A 20,834-nucleotide genomic window follows, 5' to 3' on the forward strand; every position below is an offset into this window, starting at 1 on the left:
TCGTCAGCCCCCGATCGCTGCCAGGTACTCGCTGTAGAACAGCGCGAGCCCGATCGCGGAAGCGATGGCGGCCAGCAACCAGAACCGGATGATCACCGTGGTTTCCGCCCACCCGGCGAGTTCGAAGTGGTGGTGGAACGGAGCCATCCGGAACACTCGTCTTCGGCTCGACCGGAACACCGCGACCTGGATCACGACCGATGCCGCCTCGGCGACGAACAGCGCGCCGATCACGACCATCAGCAGTTCGGTGCGCGTCGTGATCGACAGTCCGGCGAGCATGCCGCCGAGTGCCAGCGAACCGGTGTCGCCCATGAAGATCTTGGCGGGCGCCGCGTTCCACCACAGGAATCCGATGCACGCACCGGCACCGGCCGCGCAGATCAGGGCCAGGTCGAGCGGATCGCGGACGTCGTAGCAGCCCTTGCCGGGACTCGTCTCGCACGCGTTGCGGTACTGCCAGAACGTGATGATCACGTACGCGCCGAGCACCAGGCTCATGGAACCGGCAGCGAGACCGTCCAGTCCGTCGGTGAGATTGACCGCGTTCGACCAGGCGCTCACCAGGAGGTAGCAGAACGCGACGAACACGACGGAGCCCATCGTGACCGTCGCGATGTCACGCACGTACGACAGGTGCTCACTGCCCGGCGTGAGGTCGTTGGCGCCCCGGAACTGCAGCGCGAGAATGCCGAACGCCACTGCCGCGATGAGCTGGCCGACCAGCTTCGCGGTCTTGTTCAGACCGAGGTTGCGCTGCTTGCGGATCTTGATGAAGTCGTCGAGGAATCCGACCCCGCCGAGCGCCGTCGTGAGACCGAGAACCAGCAGTCCCGATGCCGACGGCCCGTCCGCGTTGTAGCCGATTCCGATCAGGTGCGAACCCCAGTAGCCGGCCCACAGTCCGGCGAGGATGGCGACGCCACCCATCGTCGGGGTGCCGCGCTTCGATTGGTGGCTCGCCGGACCTTCGACACGGATCTCCTGGCCGAATCCCTGACGGGAGAAGGCTTTGATGAGAACGGGGGTCAGCAGAATCGAGACGGCGAGCGCGATGCCCGCCGCGAAGAGGATCTGTCTCACCGCGTAGCCTCCGAACCCTTCTGTCCCGTGCTTCCCGCCAACACCGTGTCCGCAACCTCCCACAATCCGATGGACTGCGACGCCTTGACCAGCACCAGATCACCCGGCGCCAGTTCCTGTTCGAGCAAGGCGACCGCACCGGCGATGTCGGGGACGAGCATCGACTCCTCGCCCCACGAACCCTCCATGACCGCACCCTGGTGCATGGCGCGGGCGGGCCTGCCGGTTCCGACGATGATCAGCCTGCTCACGTCCAGCCGGACGGCGAATCTGCCGATGGCGTCGTGTTCGACCACTGATTCTGGACCCAGCTCGGCCATTTCTCCGAGCACCGCCCAACTCCGGCGCGCCGCACCCCGGCCCGTCCTGGCCATCGACACCAGCGCCTTCAGGGCCGCCCGCATCGAGTCGGGGTTCGCGTTGTACGAATCGTTGACGACGGTCACACCGTCCGGCCGGTCGCGGACGTCCATCCGGCGCGCCGAGACGGCGGCGGCACCGGAGAGGGCCTGCGCGATCTGCTGGAGGTCCGCCCCGCATTCGAGCGCCACCGCCGCTGCGGCGAGCGCGTTGCCGACCTGGTGTTCGCCGTGCACGGCGAGCTCGACGGGCACACTGCCCGCCGGCGCCGTGAGAGTGAAACGCGCCCTTGCCTTCTCGTCGAGCACGATGTCGGTGGCCCGCACGTGCGCGGACTCCGACTGGCCGACGAGGACCACCCGGGCCGACGTGCGCGGGGCCATGGCTGCCACCAGCGGATCGTCTGCGTTGAGGATCGCGACGCCGCCGTCGTCCGCCGAGGGCAGCGACTCCGCGAGTTCGCCCTTGGCGGCGGCGATCGCATCACGCGAACCGAATTCGCCGAGGTGCGCCGTACCCACGTTGAGGACGACCCCGATCTTCGGGGGTGCGATTGTCGCGAGGGAGGCGATGTGGCCGCGGCCGCGGGCCGACATCTCCAGAACCAGGTATCCCGTGTCCGCGTCCGCGCGGAGGGCGGTCCACGGGTGGCCGAGTTCGTTGTTGAACGATCCGGGCGGCGCGACGACGGGGCCGAGGGGGCGCAGGACGGCGGCGAGCAGATCCTTCGTCGACGTCTTTCCCGCCGATCCGGTGACGCCGACGACGGTGAGCCCCTTCGCGGTGAGGTCGTCGACGGATGCGCGCGCGAGCTTCGCGAGGGCCGAGAGCACGGCGGCGCCCGATCCGTCGGTGTCGTGCTCGAGTGCCATCGCCTTGCTCGGGATGTCGCTCGGTGTCGGGGTGACGACGACCGCGGGGACGCCGACCGGGCGCGCCGCCAGGACCGCGACCGCACCGGCCTCGACCGCCGAGGCCGCGTGATCGTGGCCGTCCACTCGGGCGCCGGGCAGGGCGAGGAACAGACCCCCGGCGGTGACCTTCCGCGAGTCGAACTCGACCGTTCCCGTCACCTCGGCCGACGGATCGGCGACGTCGTGCAGTTCGCCGCCCACGATCTCGGCGACGCGAGCGAGTGTCATCGGGATCATCGCGCTCCTCCGACCTGTCGCTCGATCGCGTCGCCCAGTACGTCGCGGTCGTCAAATGGGTACTTCACCCCGTGTATCTCCTGACCGATCTCGTGTCCCTTGCCTGCGACCAGAACCACGTCGCCTGCCTGCGCCCAGCCGACGGCGTCGGCGATCGCCTTCGCTCGGTCCGCTACTTCCCACACCTGTCCCCGCTCGGATTCGGGCACTCCGAGAGCGCCCTCGCGGACCGCGGCCCTGATCTTCGCCGGATCCTCGGTGCGGGGGTTGTCGTCCGTGATGATCAGCAGGTCGGCGCCGCGCGCGGCCGCGGCGCCCATCAGCGGCCGCTTGCCTGCGTCGCGATCGCCGCCCGCACCCACGACGACGGCGACGCGGCCCTGCACCTGCTCGCGCAGCGTCGCGATCACGGCCTCGACCGCTGCGGGCTTGTGCGCGTAGTCGACGACGGCGAGGAAGTCCTGCCCTCGGTCGATCCGCTGCACCCGGCCCGGCACGTCGACCCCGGCGATGCCCGCGACGGCGTCGCGCGGATCGACACCCAGCGCCGCGCACAGCGCGACGGCGAGGGAAGCGTTGGCGACGTTGTACTGCCCCGGCAGACGGAGCTCCACGTCGAGTGTGGTGCCCTCGGCCGTGGTGAGCGCGAAGGTCTGCGAGCCCGAGGGCGACACCGTCGCCGGGCCCGCCGTCCACACCGCGCCCTCGCTGTCCGGTGTGGTCGCGACCGTCGTCACGATCGAATGCGCACCGCGGGCGACGTCGGCCATCCGCTGTCCCCACACGTCGTCGATGCAGATGACGGCGTGCTGGGCGTGCACGGACGAATCGGCCGCGAAGAGCCGCGCCTTCGCGGCGAAGTAGTCCTCGAAGTCGCGGTGGAAGTCCAGGTGGTCCTGGGAGAGGTTCGTGAACGCGCCCACATCGAAGCGGACTCCGTCGACGCGGCCGAGCGACAGCGCGTGGCTGGACACCTCCATCACGACGGTGTCGATCCCCTGCTCGAGCATCACGGCGAACAGGGCGTGGAGCTGCGGCGCCTCGGGGGTCGTCAGTGCGCTCGGCACCCGGCGGCCACTCATCCGGGTCTCGATGGTGCCCACGAGACCGGTCGTCCGCCCCGCGGCGGTGAGCGCGGCTTCGACCAGATACGAGGTCGTCGTCTTACCCGATGTCCCGGTGATACCGATGACCTGCATCTTCTCCGAGGGCCGGCCGTAGATGGTGGCCGACAGCTCGCCGAGAACGCCCCGTGGGTCGTCGTGGACGAGCACCGGCATGTCGGAACCCAGTGCGGACACCAACTCGAATCCGGCCTCGTCGGTGAGAATCGCGGTCGCGCCGCGGGCGAGAGCGTCGGCGGCGAATTCCGCGCCGTGCGCGCGGGCCCCGGGAAGGGCCGCGAACAGATCGCCCTCGATGATCCCCTGGGCGCGGAGATCCACCCCGGTGACAATCACGTGCTCGGCGGTTCCGGTGGGTGCCTCGACCCTCGCTCCGGCGAGCGCTGCCAGAGCGCTCACCGTGGTACGGACCGGCTGGGCGGGGCGAAGGCTGTCTGTGACCTTCGCCTCCACTGACGCCGACTGCGGGCGGGACGGAACAGGCACCGGGCTCCTCTCGGATGTCGACTCTCACTGACAACGGCGTAGTGCACGGATCGATACAGCGTGCTACCTCGGCAGTTCCCTGCGTCCACGGAAAAGTCCGTGTCCACTGAACGGCCGACGTGTCAGATTACCGCGAGAGCTCTCGGAACCCGATTCGGCCGACCTTCGCTCAATCGGCCTGCAGCACCAGCCTGCGTCCGGGGTCCGGGGACATCGGCACGCTGTCGCGTTGCAGCATCCAGGACGCGATGTTGTGGAACAGCGGTGCGGCGGACTGCCCGCCGGAGCCGTCCGCGCTGCGTGTCGGCGCGTTGAGCATGATTCCGACGACGTACCGCGGGTTGTCGGCCGGGGCGATCCCGGCGAACGTGATCCAGTAGTTCGAGTTCGAATAGCACTTGCAGGCGGGATCGACCTGCTGGGCGGTGCCCGTCTTGCCGCTGATCTGGTATCCGTCGACGGCGGCCTGCACCCCGGTGCCCCGCTGGTTGCCCGTGTCGTCCTGGGTGACGGACCGGAACATGTCGCGAACGGTGGACGCGGTCTGGGGGCTGACGACCGTCACCTTCTCGGGCGTCTCGGTCTCGGTCCGGTTCCCGGACGCGTCGACCGTCGCCTTCACGATGCGCGGCGGGATGCGGACGCCGTCGTTGGCGATCGCCTGGTACATGCCGGTCATCTGCAGCAGTGTCATCGACAGGCCCTGGCCGATCGGCAGGTTCGCGAACGTGCCCCCCGACCACTGGTCGCGGCTGGGGACGCTGCCTGCGCTCTCACCTGGGAGCCCGACGTCGGTGCGCTGGCCGAGACCGAACCTGGACAGCATGTCCGCGTAGCGGTCCTCCCCCACGCGCTGGGCGAGCATCAGGGTGCCCACGTTGGAGGACTTACCGAACACGCCTGTGGCCGTGTACGGGGCGACCCCGTGGTCCCAGGCGTCCTTCACCGACACACCCGACATCTGAATGTTGCCGGGGACCTCGAGAACTTCGTCCGGTGTGGTGAGCCCGTACTCGATCGCGGCCGCCGCGGTGACGATCTTGTTGACCGAGCCCGGTTCGAACGGCGTGCTCACCGGCAGGTTGCCCATCTCCACGGTCCGCGGATTGTTGCCCACCCCGATCGCCGGATTGAACGTGCTGTCGTTCGACATCGCGAGTACCTCACCGGTGTGGGAGTCGAGCACGACCGCCGATGCGTCCTTCGCACCGGACTTGTCCTTCGCCATCTGCACCTGCTGCTGGACGTAGTACTGCAGGTCGGAGTCGATGGTGAGCTCGACGCTCGACCCGTCCACCGCCGGTTGCTTGTCGCGCCAGCTGCCGGGAATCACCGCGCCGTCGGAACCTCGGTCGTAGGTCTGGGAGCCGTCGGTGCCGGCAAGAGTGGAGTCGAGCGAGTCCTCGAGGCCGAGCAGTCCGTGACCGTCCCAGCCGGTGGCGCCGACGAGGTTGGCGGCGAGGGATCCGCCGGGGTACTCGCGGATGTCCTGGCGTTCGAGTCCGACCTCCGGGAACTTGTCACTGATCTGCGCGGCGATGTTGGGGTCGACGCTGCGCGCCAGATAGACGAACGTGTCGTCGCCGTGCAGTTTCTCCTTCAGATCCTTCTCGGGTGCGGCGTCGCCGAGCCGGTCGTGGATCTCCTTCGCGATAGCGTCGAGACGGGAGTCGACGTCGGGGGCGGTGTCGCTCTTGGCCTTCGCCTCCTCGAGTTCCTTCCGCACCCGTGCGGGCTGGAACGTCAGGGCCTTCGCTTCCATCGTGAATGCGATGGGGTTGGAGTTGCGGTCGGTGATCGACCCGCGCAGCGCCGGATCCACCTCGGTGGTGGTGCGCTGGTTCGCCGCCTCCGCGGACAGTTGTGGTGCGTCGATAACCTGGATCCACAGAAGTTGCACTGCGGCGAGGCCGAGCGCCAAGAACATCACCAGGCGTCCGTACCGTTGTCTGAACGGAAAGGACGCCGAACCGGCGCCCTTGGGGCGCCGGGGACGACTTCTCGGTGCGCTTCGACTCACCGGCGACCGCCGGACGGTGGAGCAGTCGTCGGAGCGGTGGTCGAGGGGATCACGGGAACCAATTGTTCACCCTGCGCTTGGATCTCGGTGCCATTGCCGGGCTGCGGCGTGGCGCGCGGCGACTGCGTCGTCGTCCCGCGGTTGGGGGCGGTCGCGACGGCGTTGCCACGCTGGGAGGGCGGGGCGACGTCCAGCGGCGGCACGGGTGCACCCGACGCCGGGGCCGGCTTTCCGACGACCTCGACGCTGCCGTCGGGGTGGACGACGAGGCGAGCGGGATCGTTGGCGGGCACCATGCCGAGCTTGGCTGCTTCCTCCGCCAGTTTCGGGGCGGAGTTGGCGGTCTCGACGTCACGCTCGAGTGCCGCCTTCTCCTCCGCGAGCGACTGGTTGTGAGCGCGGGCGGCGCTCAGCTGGTACGAGTCCTCCGCGGACCGGGTGGTCAGCAGCAATGTCATGGCCAGGCCCATCGCGAGCAGAACGAGGATCGTTGCTACGAACGGGATGCGGGCGGTGAGCGTGCCGGTGCGGTTCTTACCGGAGACGGCGATCGCGGATCCACTGTGCACGGCCGCGCGCTGGGTGCGCTTCTTGTACGCCCGCTCAGCCGCGCCCGTCCGGGCGGCCGCCCGCGCGGGCCGCATCTCGGTGGAGCTCACCTGAACCGTCATGCCGCCGACCTCCTGGCAATTCTTTCTGCAGCGCGCAAACGCACCGGGGCTGATCGTGGGTTCTCTTCGACTTCCTGCTCGGACGCCCGCTCCGCCCCTCGTGTGAGGATCCGGAACTCCGGTCCCATCCCCGGCAGTTCGACAGGAAGCCCCTCGGGGCTCTTCGACTTCGACCTGGGAGTGATTTCCTGCTTGACGACCCGGTCTTCCAGGGATTGGTACGACATGAACACGACGCGTCCCCCGACGGTCAACGCGTCGAGTGCTGCCGGGACCGCGGCGCGCAGTGAATCGAGCTCGCCGTTGACCTCCACTCGAAGGGCCTGGAACGTCCGTTTGGCCGGATGTCCCCCGGTACGGCGGGTCGCCGCAGGAATGGAGCGATACAGCAGTTCGACCAGCGCTGCGCTGGTGGTGAACGGCTCCTTCGCGCGCTGCCGGACGATCTCCGACGCGATCTTGCCTGCGAAGCGCTCCTCGCCGTATGTGCTGAGGATGCGAGCGAGGTCTCCGTGGCTGTACGTGTTGAGGACCTCGGCCGCGGTGATGCCGGTGGTCGGGTCCATCCGCATGTCGAGGGGCGCGTCGATCGAGTACGCGAATCCCCGATCCGATTCGTCGAGCTGCATCGAGGAGACACCGAGGTCGAAGAGGATCGCGTGCACCGACTCCTGCGCGGGGAGGCCCGCCTGGGCGAGCGCCTCCTCGATGCCGTCGTAGCGGGTGTGCACGAACGTGATGCGATCGGCGAACGGAGCGAGCCGGCCACCGGCGATCTCGAGCGCGTGCGGATCACGGTCGAGGGCGATGAGCCTCAGCTGAGGGTAGGTCCGCAGGAAGTGCTCGGAATGACCACCGAGACCGAGGGTCGCGTCGATCATGACGGCTCCCCCGCCCTGCGGGTCGTTCACGGTGAGGGCGGGGCCCAGCAGTTCGTCTGCGCGGTGAAGCAGAACCGGGATGTGACCGAAACCATCGGCGGGCGAGGAATCTTCCCCCTCGTGATCCACCATGATCCCTCCGGCTCCTGCTCTGTGGTGCGGGTGAAGCGCCCGAAGCCGGGGTTCACTGCTCGAACTTCTCATGTCGGCCAGTTGCCGTGGCGAATGCTTCGAGGTCCCTGCCCGAAATGAAAACCTGGCGCTGGGGAAGTGCGTCAGGGTTCCGTCGGACAGAGGCCTCGCGGCATTCGCGGGGACGCGGTCACGCTCAGACGATCTCGCCGAGCGCGACTCCTGTTGCCTGCGAGTAGTTCTCCTCGTTCGCCTCGACGTAGGTCTGCCAGGCTTGCGCATCCCAGATTTCGAGGAAATCGACCGAACCGATCACTACGCAGTCCTTGGAGAGACCCGCGTAACGACGGTGATCTGCCGAGAGGGTGATGCGCCCCTGGGCATCTGCGTGCTGCTCGTCGGTACCTGCCGCCAGTCCGCGAACGAAGGCTCGCGCCTCCGGATCGCTTCTCGACGCGGCCGCGGCCTTGCGTGCGAGAGCGGTGAATTCTTCCCGGGGATACACCGCGAGGCTGTGATCCTGACCCTTGGTGACCATCAACCCTCCCGCCAGCGCATCCCGGAACTTTGCGGGCAACGTGAGCCGCCCCTTGTCGTCGAGCTTCGGCGTGTAGGTACCGAGAAACACTCGACACCTCCCACCACGTTCGTATCGAACGCCGTATGCCCGGGCGGTTCACCTTCGCTCCCCGCTGCGCACCACAGTACCCCACTTTCCCCCACTCACAAGGTGGATAACAGCGTGTTGTCGCCCAATTTGCCCAATACTTGCTGGTCAACGCTTATTGCAGAAGGTGGGGGAAAATTCCCGACGTGATCACCGACACGAGCCGAGCCGATCGGGCTCGGTCACACATCAGCCCAAAAAGCAGCAAAAGCCCAGGTGAAAGCACAACGCGAGGGGCCTGCGCCCCCACCTCGCGGTTCATCGCGGGGCGCAGGGGGGAAAGTGGGGAGACGCGGTGGGTGAGGGTGGGGATTCGTGGGCGGGAACGTTCACTGGCCCCACCGGATCGACCCCGACCCACTGCACCCAAACGACCCTGCACCGCCCGGACACAGCAGTGGCGGCGTGGCATCACCTGCCACGCCGCCACTGTGCTGCCGAGCGGGTCGAACTACTCCTGCTCGAATCTCTTCTTGAAGCGGTCTTCCATTCGCGACGAGAATCCGCCACTCTTGCGCCCGCCTCGGGGCTTACCGCGATCGGCACGGCCGGTCTCACCTTGCGTGGTCGAGCCACCACGTGAGGACTGTCCGGACTTGCTCTTTCCTCCACCCCACAGGAGGAGGACTCCGGCACCGAACATGACGATGAAGCCGATCAGGCTGATGACGGGAAAACCGCCCGGCTTGATCGGAAGGGCGACGCCGGCAATGAGCAGGACCAGCCCCAGAACGAACAGGGCCACCGCCTGCAATCGACGACGACTCGATGCCGCACGCATGCGACCGCCTCGCACAGTGGAGGCGAACTTGGGATCCTCGGCGTAGAGAGCGCTCTCGATCTGGTCGAGCATGCGCTGCTCGTGCTCGGAGAGTGGCACGGTACCTCCCCCGGCACTGGAGTGTTGGCCACCGCCTCACGGTGCGAGACGGTGGGTAACCGACTTTGGCGGCTACCTAGATTTAATAATACGAGCAGTTCGATCCCCGTACCACCTACTCCACGTACGAGTTCGACACCAACCTTACGGACTCCCGCACCGAACCCCGTTCGGGGCACCGCAATGTCGCGGACGCCTCACCGTTTTCCCGCCGTTTGCGGCCCACAGCCCGGTCTACGACGCCCGCAGATCGAGACCTGCGCCACGTCCGATGTGATCTTCGACGTGCTGGAGAAAGCGTCCGACCTCGACAAAGAACTCGTCCGCCTCGAGATCGGTGAGGGTACGCGACATTCCTGCCTCGATCGCGGCGCGGGTGGCCGAGTGCCCGGCGAAGTAGTCGGCCCAGTTCACGAATTCCGGCGCCGCGGCGGCCATGAGAACCCAGGCGTTACGCGTTCGTGTCCGTCTGCTCCCCGCCGCAGGCCCCTCGACGGCGGCCAGCACTGCGCCCGCGCCGCGGAGCGCGGCCAGATACGCACTGTGGAATCGATCCGCCGGCCCACCGGCCCCCACCGATTGGGCGAGGAGCGCGTCGGCGCGATCGAGCAGCGTCGAACCCCGCCTGGAGCCCGGGTTGCGTATGTCACCCGGTCGCCGCGAGTTCCCAGAGGCCGGTCCCGTGACCGGGTTCGTCATCACTTCGAACACCTCCAAAACCCCGGTGCAACCACCCCGCCGGGCGTAGTCGGTTCGTGAGTTCGGGGGCCGGCGATGCTCGCTTCCCTCGAGCATCGCCGGATCCCCGCTATCGAACATCCGTTCGACCTATTCAATATAGCTGGACCCACCGACACGTCGTCAAGAGAAAGGTGAGACCGGTCGACACGAACGCTGACCAGACTCCATTCGTGGTCGAACTCACGGCCACCGAGTTCCGCGACCGCCTGCACGAGGCGCTGTCGATCTACGTCGCCGCCATGGGCTATCCCCACGGCACCGAATACCACCGGGCGCCGATGTGGAACGAGCACCTGCAGCGATCGGGGTGGCGTGGCGTCGGCGCGCTCGTCCCGGCCGGTGACGGATCCGCCGACACCGCGGCCGCCCGTCTCGTCGCCGTCGCCTACGGCTACCGCGGGGCACCCGAACAGTGGTGGCATCAGCAGGTCCGTTCCGGTCTCCGCCACACCGGGTGGACCCGGGACCAGATCGACGTGATCCTCGGCAACTACTTCGAACTCACCGAACTCCACGTCCACCCGGACGCCCAGGGACATCGGCTCGGCGAGACCCTGCTCCTCCGCCTCCTCGACCACAGGCCCGAACGCGGCGTGCTGCTCTCCACCCCGGAAGTGGCGGACGAGGACAACCGCGCATGGCGGCTGTATCGCCGCCTCGGCTTCAGAGATGTCCTGCGCCACTTCCGATTCGCCGGGGACAACCGGCCGTTCGCCGTACTGGGACGCGGGCTTCCACTGTGATCGACGCGGTGGTGGTGGGATCGGGACACAACGCCCTCGTGTCGGCGTGCTACCTCGCGCGGTCCGGATGGTCGGTCGAAGTGATCGAACGCGACACCGTCATCGGTGGCGCGGTGTCCACCGTCGAACGCTTCCCCGGGTACAAGGTCGACCGCGGGTCTTCCGCGCACATCATGGTCCGTCACACGGGGATCGTCGAGGAACTCGACCTCGGCGCGCACGGCCTGCGGTACCTCGACTGCGATCCGTGGGCGTTCGCCCCCGCCCCCGCGGGGTCGGATCGGCCGGGGATCGTGTTCCGCCGCAGCCTGGACGCGACGTGCCGGTCCATCGAGGAGTCCTGCGGCGCCACGGACGCCGACGCGTACCGCCGGTTCGTGGCGGTGTGGGGTCCGCGCAGCGCACGTGTCATGCGCGCGTTCTCGAATCCGCCGACCGGGCCCGCGCTCCTCTCGTCGTTCTGGGGGCTCGACACGGGCGGCGGCGGCAGCGACCTCTCACGGCAGTTCCTCGGTTCCGGCGACGCGCTGCTCGACGAGTACTTCGACGACGAACGCCTCAAGGCCGCCCTCGCGTGGTTCGGCGCCCAGTCCGGTCCGCCGATGTCGGAGCCGGGGACGGCGCCGATGGTCGGATTCGCCGCCCTGCTGCACACAATTCCGCCCGGCCGTGCCGTCGGCGGCAGCGGAGCCCTGACCGCCGCTCTCGCCGCGAAGCTGCGCGCCGACTCCGGGACCGTCTCACTCGGCGACTCGGTGGTCTCGCTGAGCCGCGACGGCGACTCCTGGACGACGCGGACGGCGTCCGGACGGGAGATCCGCTCACGTGCGGTGATCGCGGGCTGTCACGTGCTGACCACGCTCGGCCTGCTCGAGCGCGGTGGGTACGACGCGCTGACCCTCGACCGGTGGCGTCGCCGGATCCGCGTGGGCCCGGGGATCGGGATGGTCGTGCGGCTGGCCACCGACGCCCTCCCCGCCTATCCGAGTGCGCCCGACGCGTCGGTCACCCACGGGCTGCAGTTGCTGGTCTCGGATCGCGCACACCTGCGGCTCGCGCACGGCGCGGCACTCGCCGGAGAACTCCCGCCGCGGCCCGCGGTGCTGGGAATGAGCTTCAGCGGCCTCGACCCCACCATCGCACCCGAGGGCAGGCACCAGGTGACCCTGTGGTCGCAGTGGCAGCCGTACCGGCTGACCGGCGGCCGGCGCTGGAGCGACCTCGCCGGACCGGAGGCCGATCGGATCGTCGCGGAGATCGACGCGCTGGCACCCGGTTTCGGTGAGTCCGTCCTCGACCGGCACGTGCAGTCGCCGCAGGACCTCGAAGACGAGATGGGGTTGCTCGGCGGCAACGTCATGCACGTGGAGATGTCGCTGGACCAGATGATGATGTGGCGTCCGCTCCCCGAATTGTCCGGACACCGGGTGCCGGGGGCCAGCCGCCTGTACCTCACCGGCGCCTCGACCCATCCGGGTGGCGGGGTGTCCGGCGCAAGTGGCCGCAGCGCTGCACGCATCGCGCTCCACGACGACCGGCGGGGTCTGGGACGCCTGCGGCGCCGGTGATGACCTCCCGCCTGCCCCTGCTGCTCGCGGGCGCGGCGATCGCGGCGCAGATCGTCTACCCGCTGGTGCACGGCGGGACCCGTGACGTCGTCACCGTCCTCGTCGTCGCGCTGCTCGCCGCGGCGTCCGTCACCCACGCGGCCGCGACCCGGGGTGCCCGCTGGACGGTGGGACTGGTGCTCGTGACCGCGGGGCTCGGTCTGTGCTCCGAGATCGTCGGCACGGCCACCGGCTTCCCCTACGGCTGCTACGACTACAGCGTCGGGCGGCTCGGGCCCGCACTTGCGGGGGTGCCTCTGGTGGTGCCGTTCGCCTGGACGGCCGGGTTCTATCCGGTGTGGTGCGTGGCGTCCGTGCTCGCGCGCGGCCCGTACCGACGGCTGACGCGCATCGCACTGACGACGATCGGTGTCGTCGGCTGGGACCTGTACCTCGACCCGCAGATGGTCGCGGACGGGCAGTGGCACTGGTGCGTCACCGACGCCGGCCTGCCCGGTGTCGAACACATTCCGCTGACCAACTACGCCGGGTGGTTCGTCGTCGCCGCCGTGATGGCCGCCGCCGTGGACCGGATCGACCGTCGTCTGGACGCCGGGACCCGGCACCGTGACGGTGTCCCGATCGGGTTGTTCCTGTGGACGTGGCTCGGTTCGGCGCTGGCACACTCGGTCTTCCTCGGCGCCCCCGAGTTGCGGTATTCGGCGATCTACGGGTGGTTGGCTATGGGAATCCTGGGAGTTCCCCTGCTCGTGTCGCTGCTTCGGCCGCGTGCCCGGCGACCCCGGACCCACGACACGCACCCTCACGCCTGACACCGATCCACTCCCCTGGCACGATACGACTGTGCAGCCGCCCTCAGTTCCGACCTCCACCCGCTCGCGGAGGGCCTTGTCCCTCGCGGCCCTCGGCCTCCTTCTCGTGCCCCTCCTCGCGGGATGCCTGCGGGTTCAGGTGTCGATGGGGGTGTCCGCCGACGACAGGGTCTCCGGCCAGATCGTCGCGGCCGCCGTGCCGGCGAACGATCAGGACAAGGGCCCGCAACTCACTCCGCCCGACTCACTGTCGGGCAAGGTGCGCGTGCAGGAGTACAAGAAGGACGGGTACGTCGGCAGCCAGGCGTTCTTCAGCGACCTCACGTTCGGCGACGTGCAACAGCTCGGCTCCATGTCGGAGCAGGCCAACGGAAGTTTTCAGATCTCGCTCAAGCGGACCGGCGACCTCGTGACCCTCGACGGGAAGGCCGATCTCGGTTCGGTACCCGCCCAAGGCACGGACGTGCAGTTCACGATTGCTTTTCCGGCGCGCGTCGCCACCACCAACGGCACCCGGGAGGGCGACTCCATCGTGTCGTGGAAACTTCCCGCCGGCGACACCTCGACGATCCGCGCCGAGGTGCGGTACTCGGACCCCAGCACCCGCAGCTTCGCGGGCTGGGCGGGCATCATGGCCGGCGTGACGCTGGGCGTCGCCGTGATCGTCGGTGCGCTGGCCTGGATGGCCCGCAACAAGGATCCGGTGATCGGCAGCGGTCGCGCACGGGACCACTCGGAGGTGTGACCTCTCCGCCGATCGAGCGGGTCGTGCGGATCGGCTCCCTGATCTCGGTTCTCGGTCTCGCCACGGCCGGCGCCAACCTGGTCCGCGCCCCACGGCTCCCCACTGCGACCCGCCCGGTCACCGAACCCGTCACGGTCTGCATTCCGGCCCGGGACGAGCGTGACCGGTTGCCCGACCTGATCGGCGACCTGCGAGAGCAGCGAGGCGTCGGCGACCTGCGGGTATTCGTCTACGACGACGCCTCCACGGACGGGACGGCCGAGGTCGCGGAGGCCGCGAGCGGCGCGGACCCCCGCTTCTCCGTGGTGCGGGGAACCGCGGAACCGCCGCCGGGCTGGGTGGGCAAACCCGCGGCCTGCCATCGGGTGAGTGAGCACGCCTTCGCGCAGGGCCGCGGTGACGGCGGGATACTCGTGTTCCTCGACGCCGACGTGCGATTGCGTCCGGACGCCCTGACTGCCGCCTGCGCCGCGCTGCGCGAGTCCGAGGCAGCACTGGTCTGCCCGTGGCCGTTCCAGCAGGCGAGGTCGGTGACCGAGGTCCTGGTGCAGCCGCTGCTCGCGTGGTCGTGGGCGGCGACACTGCCGATCCGCCTGGCCAACCGGTCGCGGCGCCCGTCGACGGCCGTGGCCTGCGGGCAGTTCATGGTCTTCGATTCCGCCGGGTACCGCGGGGTCGGGGGCCACCGGGCCGTCGCGGACAGCGTGACCGAGGACCTCGACATCGCACGGTTGCTCCGTACGCGGGGTCGTGCGAGCACACTGGTCGTGGCCGGCCGGTCGGCGTCGTGCCGGATGTACGAGGACGCCGACGCGCTGCGCCGCGGTTACGACCGCTGGATGTGGACGGCATTCGGCTCCCGCCTCGGCGCCGTCGCGGTGCTCGGTGCGGCAAGCGTGGCGTACCTCGCGCCGCCGGTCGCGTTCGCGGCCGGACGGGGACGCGTGCGCGGGTGGGGTGCGGCGGGGTATCTCGCCGCCACGGCGTCCCGGCTGTGCGCCCGCGCACTGGAACGGGAGGGCCGCCTCACCGCCGTCGACGTGGCCGGCGCGGTCGCGCACCCGCTGTCCGTCGCCGCGGTGACGGCCCTGACGATGTCGTCACACCGCAATCATCGCCGCGGGCGCACCCGATGGAAGGGGCGGACGCTCAGCTGATCCGAGCCGGGGTGACCGGGGTGGGATCCGCCACACCCGAACCGACCTTGTCGCCGAGCCGGGCCAGCACCTCGCTGGTGGCGCGCGCGAAGTTGAGGGTGATGAAGTGCAGGCCGGGCGCACCCTCGGCGATGAGACGTTCGCTCATCTCGGTGGCGACGTCGATGCCGATCTCGCGCACGGCGGCGCGGTTCTCCTCGGGACCGTCCCCGGCGGCCGTGGCCAGACGCTTCTCGAGGTGCGCCGGGAGACGCGACCCCGACAGTTCGAGCACGCGGCGGACCGACCGCAGCGACGTGATCGGCATGATCTCGGGGATGATCGGCTTGGCCCCCTGCTCGGGGTCGTACGCCGACACCCGGTCGCGCAGGCGCAGGTAGTCGTCGACGTCGAAGAACATCTGGGTGATCGAGTACTCGGCGCCGGCCCGCAGCTTCGATACCAGGTACCGGGTGTCGTGCGCGAGATCGGGCGCGCGGTAGTGGCCTTCGGGGAACGATGCGACGCCGACGTGGAAGTCGCCGAGGTCGCGGACGAGCCGGACGAGGTCCTCGGCGTACTCGACGCCGTCCGGATGCTTCTCCCACTCGCCCAGCGGGTCGCCGGGCGGGTCGCCGCGCAGGACCAGGATGTTGCTGATTCCGCGGTCGGCGTAGGCGCCGACCATCGACCGCAGTTCGTCGACACTGTGCGACACGGCAGTGAGGTGCGCGACCGGCAGGAGGGTGGTCTCCTCGGCGAGCTGGCCGGTGACGCGGACCGTGCGGTCCCGCGTCGACCCGCCCGCACCGTAGGTCATGGACACGAAGGCCGGACCCAGCCGCTCGAACTCCCGCACCGCACGCCACAGACGAGCCTCGGCGGCCTCGTCACGCGGCGGCGAGAACTCGACGGAAAAGGGGACCCGGCCGTCGCTGGACGACCGGATCCGGTCGACGATGGACGGAGTGCGGGTCACCCAACCTTCGCTGGCCCGCCCCCTGACGGAATCGAATGTCACCCGTCCAGCATAGGTAGTGCCCGGGGCAATGCACCCACTGCGTCTGCACGGGCGGCGGAATCCGGGTATCCGGCCACCCGGGAGGGCGCCCACTATGGTGGTGTCGACGCCTGTCGCCGGTCTCGGCGCGCACGCGAGAATTCGATCCTGGAGGCAACACTGTCCGTTGGAACGCGCCCCGCCGCCCTCGCGGCCGAGGTCGAAAATGCGCTTCGCGACTTCTTCACCAGCCGGCAGGACCTCGTCGACTCCGTTGGCGGTGGTTACCGCGAGGCCGTGACCACCCTCGAAGACTTCGTCCTGCGCGGAGGCAAGCGGGTCCGTCCCGCCTTCGCGTGGACCGGCTGGCTCGGGGCGGGCGGCGACCCTCGCGGCCCCGATTCCGGACCCGTGCTCCGCGTCTGCTCCGCGCTGGAACTGGTTCAGGCCTGCGCACTGGTCCACGACGACATCATCGACGCGTCCACGACGCGCCGCGGGTTCCCCACCGTCCACGTCGAATTCGCGGAACAGCATCGTGCGGGAGCGTGGAGCGGTGATTCCGCTCACTTCGGCGAGGGCGTCGCGATCCTGCTCGGCGATCTCGCGCTGGCCTGGGCCGACGACATGATCCGCGAATCGGGCATCACCGCGGACGCGTCGGCCCGCATCTCCCCCGTCTGGTCCGCGATGCGCACCGAGGTGCTCGGCGGGCAGTTCCTCGACATCAGCAACGAGGCCCGGGCGGACGAGTCGATCGACGCCGCCATGAAGGTGAATCGGTACAAGACGGCGGCATACACCATCGAGCGCCCCCTGCACCTCGGTGCGGCGCTCGCAGGCGCCGACGAGACCCTGGTCTCGGCGTACCGCCGTTTCGGCACCGACATCGGTATCGCCTTCCAGCTCCGTGACGACCTGCTCGGAGTGTTCGGCGATCCGGCCGTGACGGGCAAGCCCTCGGGCGACGACCTGCGGGCGGGCAAGCGCACCGTCCTGTTCGCGATGTCGCTGCAGCGCGCCGACGCCGAAGAGCCCGCGGCGGCCGAACTCCTCCGCGAGGGCATCGGCACCGATCTGTCCGATTCGGACGTGGACACCCTCCGGACCACGATCACGTCGCTCGGCGCGGTCGCGGACGTGGAGAAGCAGATCGAGGAACTCGTCGGGAACGCGCTGTCGACGCTCGCGGAGAGCACCGCCACCGCGGAGGCGAGGCAGCAGCTCACCGAGATGGCCGTCGCCGCGACGCGCCGCGACTACTGAGGGTCCGGGATGGCCCGCGCACTCCGGACGGTTCCCGGCCGCACCGATCACGTCGTGGTCGTCGGTGCCGGCCTCGCCGGTCTCTCGGCCGCTCTGCACCTCGCCGGATCGGGCCGGCGCGTCACCGTCCTCGAACGGGAGTCCTCACCGGGCGGCCGGGTGGGCACCTACCGCGGTCCCGGCTACGACATCGACAACGGTGCCACCGTCCTCACGATGCCCGAACTGGTCGGCGAGGCCCTGGCCGCCGTCGGCGCGGATTTCGAGTCCACCAGTCCGGCGCTCGTCCTCGAGCGGCTGGAGCCGGCGTATCACGCGCGGTTCGCCGACGGTTCCTCGCTGGACGTGCACTCCGACCCCGAGGCGATGGTCGCCGAGGTCAGCCGGGTGTGCGGGCCGGAGGAATCGGCCAGGTACCTGCGGCTGCGGCGCTGGCTCGGCCGGATCTTCGACGCCGAGTACCACCGTTTCATGGACGCGAACTTCGACTCGCCGCTCGATCTCGTCTCGTCCCCCGCGGCCGCGCGGGATCTGCTGACGCTCACTGCCCTGGGCGGGTTCGGCAGGCTCGGAGCCCGGGTCGACCGCACGATCATCGATCCGAGACTCCGCCGGATCTTCACGTTCCAGGCCCTCTACGCCGGGGTCGCTCCCGCCGACGCCCTCGCGGTGTACGGCGCGATCGCCCACATGGACACCTCGCTCGGCGTCTACTTCCCCCGGGGCGGGATGCGCTCGATCGCGCTCGCCCTCGCCGACGCCTTCACCACCGCGGGCGGCGAGATCCGGTTCGACACCGAGGTCGCGGCGCTCGAGCGAAGCGGCGACCGCATCGGCACCGTCGTCACGGCGGCGGGTGACCGCATCGACTGCGACGCGCTGGTACTCACCCCGGACACCGCCGTCGTCGACACACTGCTCCGCCCGGTGACACGCCGGACGCCCCGCCGGGTGCGGGTGTCACCGTCCGCCGTGGTCCTGCACGGGACCGTCCCGACCGCGGTCGCGTCGCAGTGGGCCGCCCAACGGCACCACACCATCGACTTCGGTCATGCGTGGAAGCGGACGTTCGCGGAGATCACCGCCCGCGCGGGGCGCGGACGGCTCATGACGGACCCGTCGCTGCTGATCACCCGGCCCGCCCTGTCGGATCCGGGCCTCGCCGTGGACCGGGCGGGCACTCCGTCGGAACCGCTGTCGGTGCTGGCGCCCTGCCCGAACCTGCACAGCGCACCGCTGGAGTGGTCGTCGCTGACCGGCCCGTACGTGAACGAACTGCTGCGCGAACTCGAGACGCGCGGGTACACCGGAATCGCGGAGCATTTCACGATCGACCACGTCGACACCCCCCTCACCTGGCTCGGCAAGGGCATGGCGGCGGGCAGTCCGTTCGCGGCGGCGCACGTGTTCCGGCAGACCGGACCGTTCCGGCGGCCCAACCTGGTCAGGGGGCTGGACAATGTCGTGCTCGCGGGTTCCGGCACCGTCCCGGGGGTCGGAGTTCCGACCGTCCTGCTGTCGGGAAAACTCGCGGCCGCCCGCGTCACCGGGCCCACCGCAGCACGAAGTGCGAAGAGACCCACCGCAGCACGAAGTGCGGAAAGACACACGAAAGCATCCAGTGCGGGAGGATAGGGCGAGGCGTGGCGGGAACTGGTGCCGGCAGCAATTAAACTGGTTCCTCGACCATGCGATGCGCACGACGACGAGCGCACCGACCGCAACCGAACGCACCTCGGGGGAGGAATCTGCACTCATGACGTCCTCTGCCCGGCAGGCGACCGTCGCCGCTGCGACGCCCACGCCGCAGCGGTCGTGGCCCCAGACCACGGCCGACTTCCTCCGCAGCCCCGAGGGGCACGCCGCCATCCTCGGTTTCGTAGGCGCCGTGATGATCACGTTCGGTGGTTTCGGTGCGGGCAGCGTCCGCCGCGAGGACCCGCTCCTGGAGGCCATGCACCTGTCGTGGCTCCGGTTCGGTCACGGTCAAATCCTGTCGACGGTCATCGTGTGGGTGGGTGTCGTCGCGATGATCACGGCCTGGGTGCGGCTGGGCCGCGCCACCCTCGGCGGCGACGTCACCCTCCGGCAGTTGCGAATGGTCGTCCCGGTGTGGACGGCGCCGCTGCTGCTGGCCGTGCCGATGTTCAGCCGGGACGCCTACTCCTACCTGGCGCAGGGTGCGCTCCTGCGTGACGGGTTCGACCCCTACGCCGTCGGGCCGGTGGTCAACCCGGGCGTGCTCCTCGACAACGTCAGCAACGTGTGGACCACCACCACCGCGCCGTACGGTCCGCTGTTCCTGCTCCTCAGTCAGGGGATCACGGGGCTGACCGGCGACAACGTGATCGCCGGGACGATGCTTCTTCGCGTGACGATGCTGCCCGGACTCGCGCTCATGGTGTGGGGAGTCCCACACCTCGCGCGCCACCTCGGTGGTAATCCGGCGATCGCCCTGTGGCTCGCCGTTCTCAATCCTTTGGTTCTCGTCCACCTCATCGGCGGTGTCCACAACGAACTGCTGATGGTCGGCCTGATGATCGCCGGCATCGCGCTCGTCCTCGAACGTCACCATCTCGCCGGGATCGCCCTCGTGGCGGTTGCGGTCGCGATCAAGGCGACCGCAGGCGCCGCGCTGCCCTTCATGGTCTGGATCTGGATGCTCCACGAGAGGGAGAAGGCCTCGGCGGAAGGGCGCACACCCGCGTCGCCGCTCGCGTCGTTCGCGAAGACCGCGGGCGCGGGATTCGCCGTGTTCGTGGCCGTCTTCGCGGCCGCGTCCGCCGTCGCCGGTGTCGGGCTCGGCTGGATGACCGCGCTGTCCGGGTCGAACAAGATCATCAACTGGTTGTCGCTGCCGACGATCCTCGCCCACATCGTGACCGTCGGAACGTCGTGGTTCGCGGAGCTGCGGCTGGGTGAGGTGCTGGCCATCACCCGCCCGATCTGCGCGGTCGCCCTGGTCGCGATCGTGCTGGCGGCCTGGTGGCGCTACCGGAAGACCGAGCGTGAGGCGATTCTCGGAATTCTCATCGTCCTGGTCGCGATCGTGATCCTGTCGCCCGCGGCACTGCCCTGGTACTACTCGTGGCCGATCGCCATCGCGGCCGGCTTCGCGTTGTCGACGCGGACCCTGATGATCCTCGTCGGGTTGTCCACCTGGTTGATGCTGGTCTTCCAGCCCGACGGCTCGATCGGTCTGTACACGTTCGCGCACGTCGTGCTCGCGACGTTCGCCGCGGTCGTCGCGGCGGTATCGCTCCGCACGGTCGATCCGCTGCGGCTGCGCGCACCCCGGCCCCTCGAGGAAGAGCGCACCTCCGGCCTCGCAGGTGCTGCGACGTCGTCCCGCGTCGAATGACCGGTCG

General features: G+C 69.4%; 18 protein-coding genes. 8 read left to right on the forward strand and 10 right to left on the reverse strand.

Going from position 1 to position 20,834, the window contains the following annotated elements; all coding sequences use genetic code 11:
- Positions 1-3: 3 nt before the first annotated feature.
- From mraY to FND50_RS23470, 9 genes are all read right to left on the reverse strand, one after another.
- Positions 4-1,083, reverse strand: coding sequence for a phospho-N-acetylmuramoyl-pentapeptide-transferase (gene mraY, locus FND50_RS23430; RefSeq protein WP_005247625.1), 1,080 nt, complete (start codon positions 1,081-1,083; stop codon positions 4-6).
- Entirely contained in the window at positions 1,080-2,594 is a 1,515-nt protein-coding gene (gene murF / locus FND50_RS23435) for a UDP-N-acetylmuramoyl-tripeptide--D-alanyl-D-alanine ligase (protein WP_005260200.1), read from the reverse strand. The genes mraY and murF overlap by 4 nt, the downstream gene beginning before the upstream one ends.
- Entirely contained in the window at positions 2,591-4,204 is a 1,614-nt protein-coding gene (locus FND50_RS23440) for a UDP-N-acetylmuramoyl-L-alanyl-D-glutamate--2,6-diaminopimelate ligase (protein ID WP_144287272.1), read from the reverse strand. Before FND50_RS23440 ends, murF begins: the two co-directional genes overlap by 4 nt.
- A 169-nt stretch (positions 4,205-4,373) precedes the next feature.
- Complete coding sequence (locus FND50_RS23445; protein WP_144287273.1) at positions 4,374-6,224, reverse strand: penicillin-binding protein 2; 1,851 nt, start codon at positions 6,222-6,224, stop codon at positions 4,374-4,376.
- Entirely contained in the window at positions 6,221-6,895 is a 675-nt protein-coding gene (locus tag FND50_RS23450) for a hypothetical protein (protein WP_144287274.1), read from the reverse strand. The genes FND50_RS23445 and FND50_RS23450 overlap by 4 nt, the downstream gene beginning before the upstream one ends.
- Complete coding sequence (gene rsmH, locus FND50_RS23455) at positions 6,892-7,908, reverse strand: 16S rRNA (cytosine(1402)-N(4))-methyltransferase RsmH (RefSeq protein ID WP_144287275.1); 1,017 nt, start codon at positions 7,906-7,908, stop codon at positions 6,892-6,894. The genes FND50_RS23450 and rsmH overlap by 4 nt, the downstream gene beginning before the upstream one ends.
- A gap of 196 nt (positions 7,909-8,104) precedes the next feature.
- The gene (gene mraZ, locus FND50_RS23460; RefSeq protein ID WP_005247637.1) at positions 8,105-8,536 is read right to left on the reverse strand and encodes a division/cell wall cluster transcriptional repressor MraZ; all 432 of its coding nucleotides are present in this window, start codon (positions 8,534-8,536) and stop codon (positions 8,105-8,107) included.
- 490 nt (positions 8,537-9,026) lie between these two features.
- Positions 9,027-9,455 (reverse strand): DUF3040 domain-containing protein, encoded by a 429-nt coding sequence (locus tag FND50_RS23465; protein ID WP_005247640.1) that lies wholly within the window; start codon positions 9,453-9,455, stop codon positions 9,027-9,029.
- A 234-nt stretch (positions 9,456-9,689) separates the two neighbouring features.
- Positions 9,690-10,154 carry an SAV_6107 family HEPN domain-containing protein gene (locus tag FND50_RS23470; RefSeq protein WP_231137658.1) on the reverse strand — a complete coding sequence of 155 codons (465 nt, stop codon included), beginning with the start codon at positions 10,152-10,154 and terminating at the stop codon, positions 9,690-9,692.
- Between the two features lie 173 nt (positions 10,155-10,327).
- Here FND50_RS23470 and FND50_RS23475 point away from each other — a divergent pair, with 173 nt between their 5' ends.
- The 5 genes from FND50_RS23475 to FND50_RS23495 are packed head-to-tail and all read left to right on the forward strand — an operon-like array spanning position 10,328 to position 15,221.
- Entirely contained in the window at positions 10,328-10,939 is a 612-nt protein-coding gene (locus FND50_RS23475) for an N-acetyltransferase (protein WP_144287276.1), read from the forward strand.
- The gene (locus FND50_RS23480) at positions 10,936-12,507 is read left to right on the forward strand and encodes an NAD(P)/FAD-dependent oxidoreductase (protein WP_144287277.1); all 1,572 of its coding nucleotides are present in this window, start codon (positions 10,936-10,938) and stop codon (positions 12,505-12,507) included. The genes FND50_RS23475 and FND50_RS23480 overlap by 4 nt, the downstream gene beginning before the upstream one ends.
- Positions 12,507-13,319, forward strand: coding sequence for a carotenoid biosynthesis protein (locus FND50_RS23485; protein ID WP_144287278.1), 813 nt, complete (start codon positions 12,507-12,509; stop codon positions 13,317-13,319). Before FND50_RS23480 ends, FND50_RS23485 begins: the two co-directional genes overlap by 1 nt.
- 31 nt (positions 13,320-13,350) lie before the next feature.
- Entirely contained in the window at positions 13,351-14,064 is a 714-nt protein-coding gene (locus FND50_RS23490) for an LppM family (lipo)protein (protein ID WP_037204868.1), read from the forward strand.
- On the forward strand, positions 14,061-15,221 hold the full coding sequence (locus FND50_RS23495) for a glycosyltransferase family 2 protein (RefSeq protein WP_144287279.1): 1,161 nt from the start codon (positions 14,061-14,063) through the stop codon (positions 15,219-15,221). Before FND50_RS23490 ends, FND50_RS23495 begins: the two co-directional genes overlap by 4 nt.
- On the opposite strand, the gene metF is transcribed toward FND50_RS23495, so the two are convergent.
- Positions 15,214-16,179, reverse strand: coding sequence for a methylenetetrahydrofolate reductase [NAD(P)H] (gene metF, locus FND50_RS23500; protein WP_222105583.1), 966 nt, complete (start codon positions 16,177-16,179; stop codon positions 15,214-15,216). The genes FND50_RS23495 and metF overlap by 8 nt on opposite strands.
- 189 nt (positions 16,180-16,368) lie before the next feature.
- On the opposite strand from metF, the gene FND50_RS23505 reads away from it, so the two are divergent.
- The 3 genes from FND50_RS23505 to FND50_RS23515 all read left to right on the forward strand — a co-directional run bounded on the left by FND50_RS23505 (position 16,369) and on the right by FND50_RS23515 (position 20,827).
- On the forward strand, positions 16,369-17,466 hold the full coding sequence (locus tag FND50_RS23505) for a polyprenyl synthetase family protein (protein ID WP_186301347.1): 1,098 nt from the start codon (positions 16,369-16,371) through the stop codon (positions 17,464-17,466).
- A gap of 9 nt (positions 17,467-17,475) precedes the next feature.
- Positions 17,476-19,101: a phytoene desaturase family protein gene (gene crtI, locus FND50_RS23510; protein ID WP_144287282.1), complete on the forward strand. Its 1,626-nt coding sequence runs from the start codon at positions 17,476-17,478 to the stop codon at positions 19,099-19,101.
- 121 nt (positions 19,102-19,222) lie between these two features.
- Positions 19,223-20,827, forward strand: a complete 1,605-nt coding sequence (locus FND50_RS23515; protein WP_144287283.1) for an alpha-(1->6)-mannopyranosyltransferase A — start codon at positions 19,223-19,225, stop codon at positions 20,825-20,827.
- The last annotated feature ends 7 nt before the right edge of the window (positions 20,828-20,834 follow it).

Origin of the sequence: Rhodococcus sp. WB9 (assembly GCF_007558985.1) — a bacterium.
GTDB lineage: Bacteria > Actinomycetota > Actinomycetes > Mycobacteriales > Mycobacteriaceae > Rhodococcus_F > Rhodococcus_F opacus.

What these genes read in the sequence shown, in the direction of transcription:
- murF (WP_005260200.1), bottom strand. Translation starts at nt 2,594, where the DNA reads ATGATCCCGATGACACTCGCTCGCGTCGCCGAGATCGTGGGCGGCGAA.
- FND50_RS23450 (WP_144287274.1), bottom strand. Translation starts at nt 6,895, where the DNA reads ATGACGGTTCAGGTGAGCTCCACCGAGATGCGGCCCGCGCGGGCGGCC.
- rsmH (WP_144287275.1), bottom strand. Translation starts at nt 7,908, where the DNA reads ATGGTGGATCACGAGGGGGAAGATTCCTCGCCCGCCGATGGTTTCGGT.
- FND50_RS23470 (WP_231137658.1), bottom strand. Translation starts at nt 10,154, where the DNA reads ATGACGAACCCGGTCACGGGACCGGCCTCTGGGAACTCGCGGCGACCG.
- FND50_RS23485 (WP_144287278.1), top strand. Translation starts at nt 12,507, where the DNA reads ATGACCTCCCGCCTGCCCCTGCTGCTCGCGGGCGCGGCGATCGCGGCG.
- crtI (WP_144287282.1), top strand. Translation starts at nt 17,476, where the DNA reads ATGGCCCGCGCACTCCGGACGGTTCCCGGCCGCACCGATCACGTCGTG.
- FND50_RS23515 (WP_144287283.1), top strand. Translation starts at nt 19,223, where the DNA reads ATGACGTCCTCTGCCCGGCAGGCGACCGTCGCCGCTGCGACGCCCACG.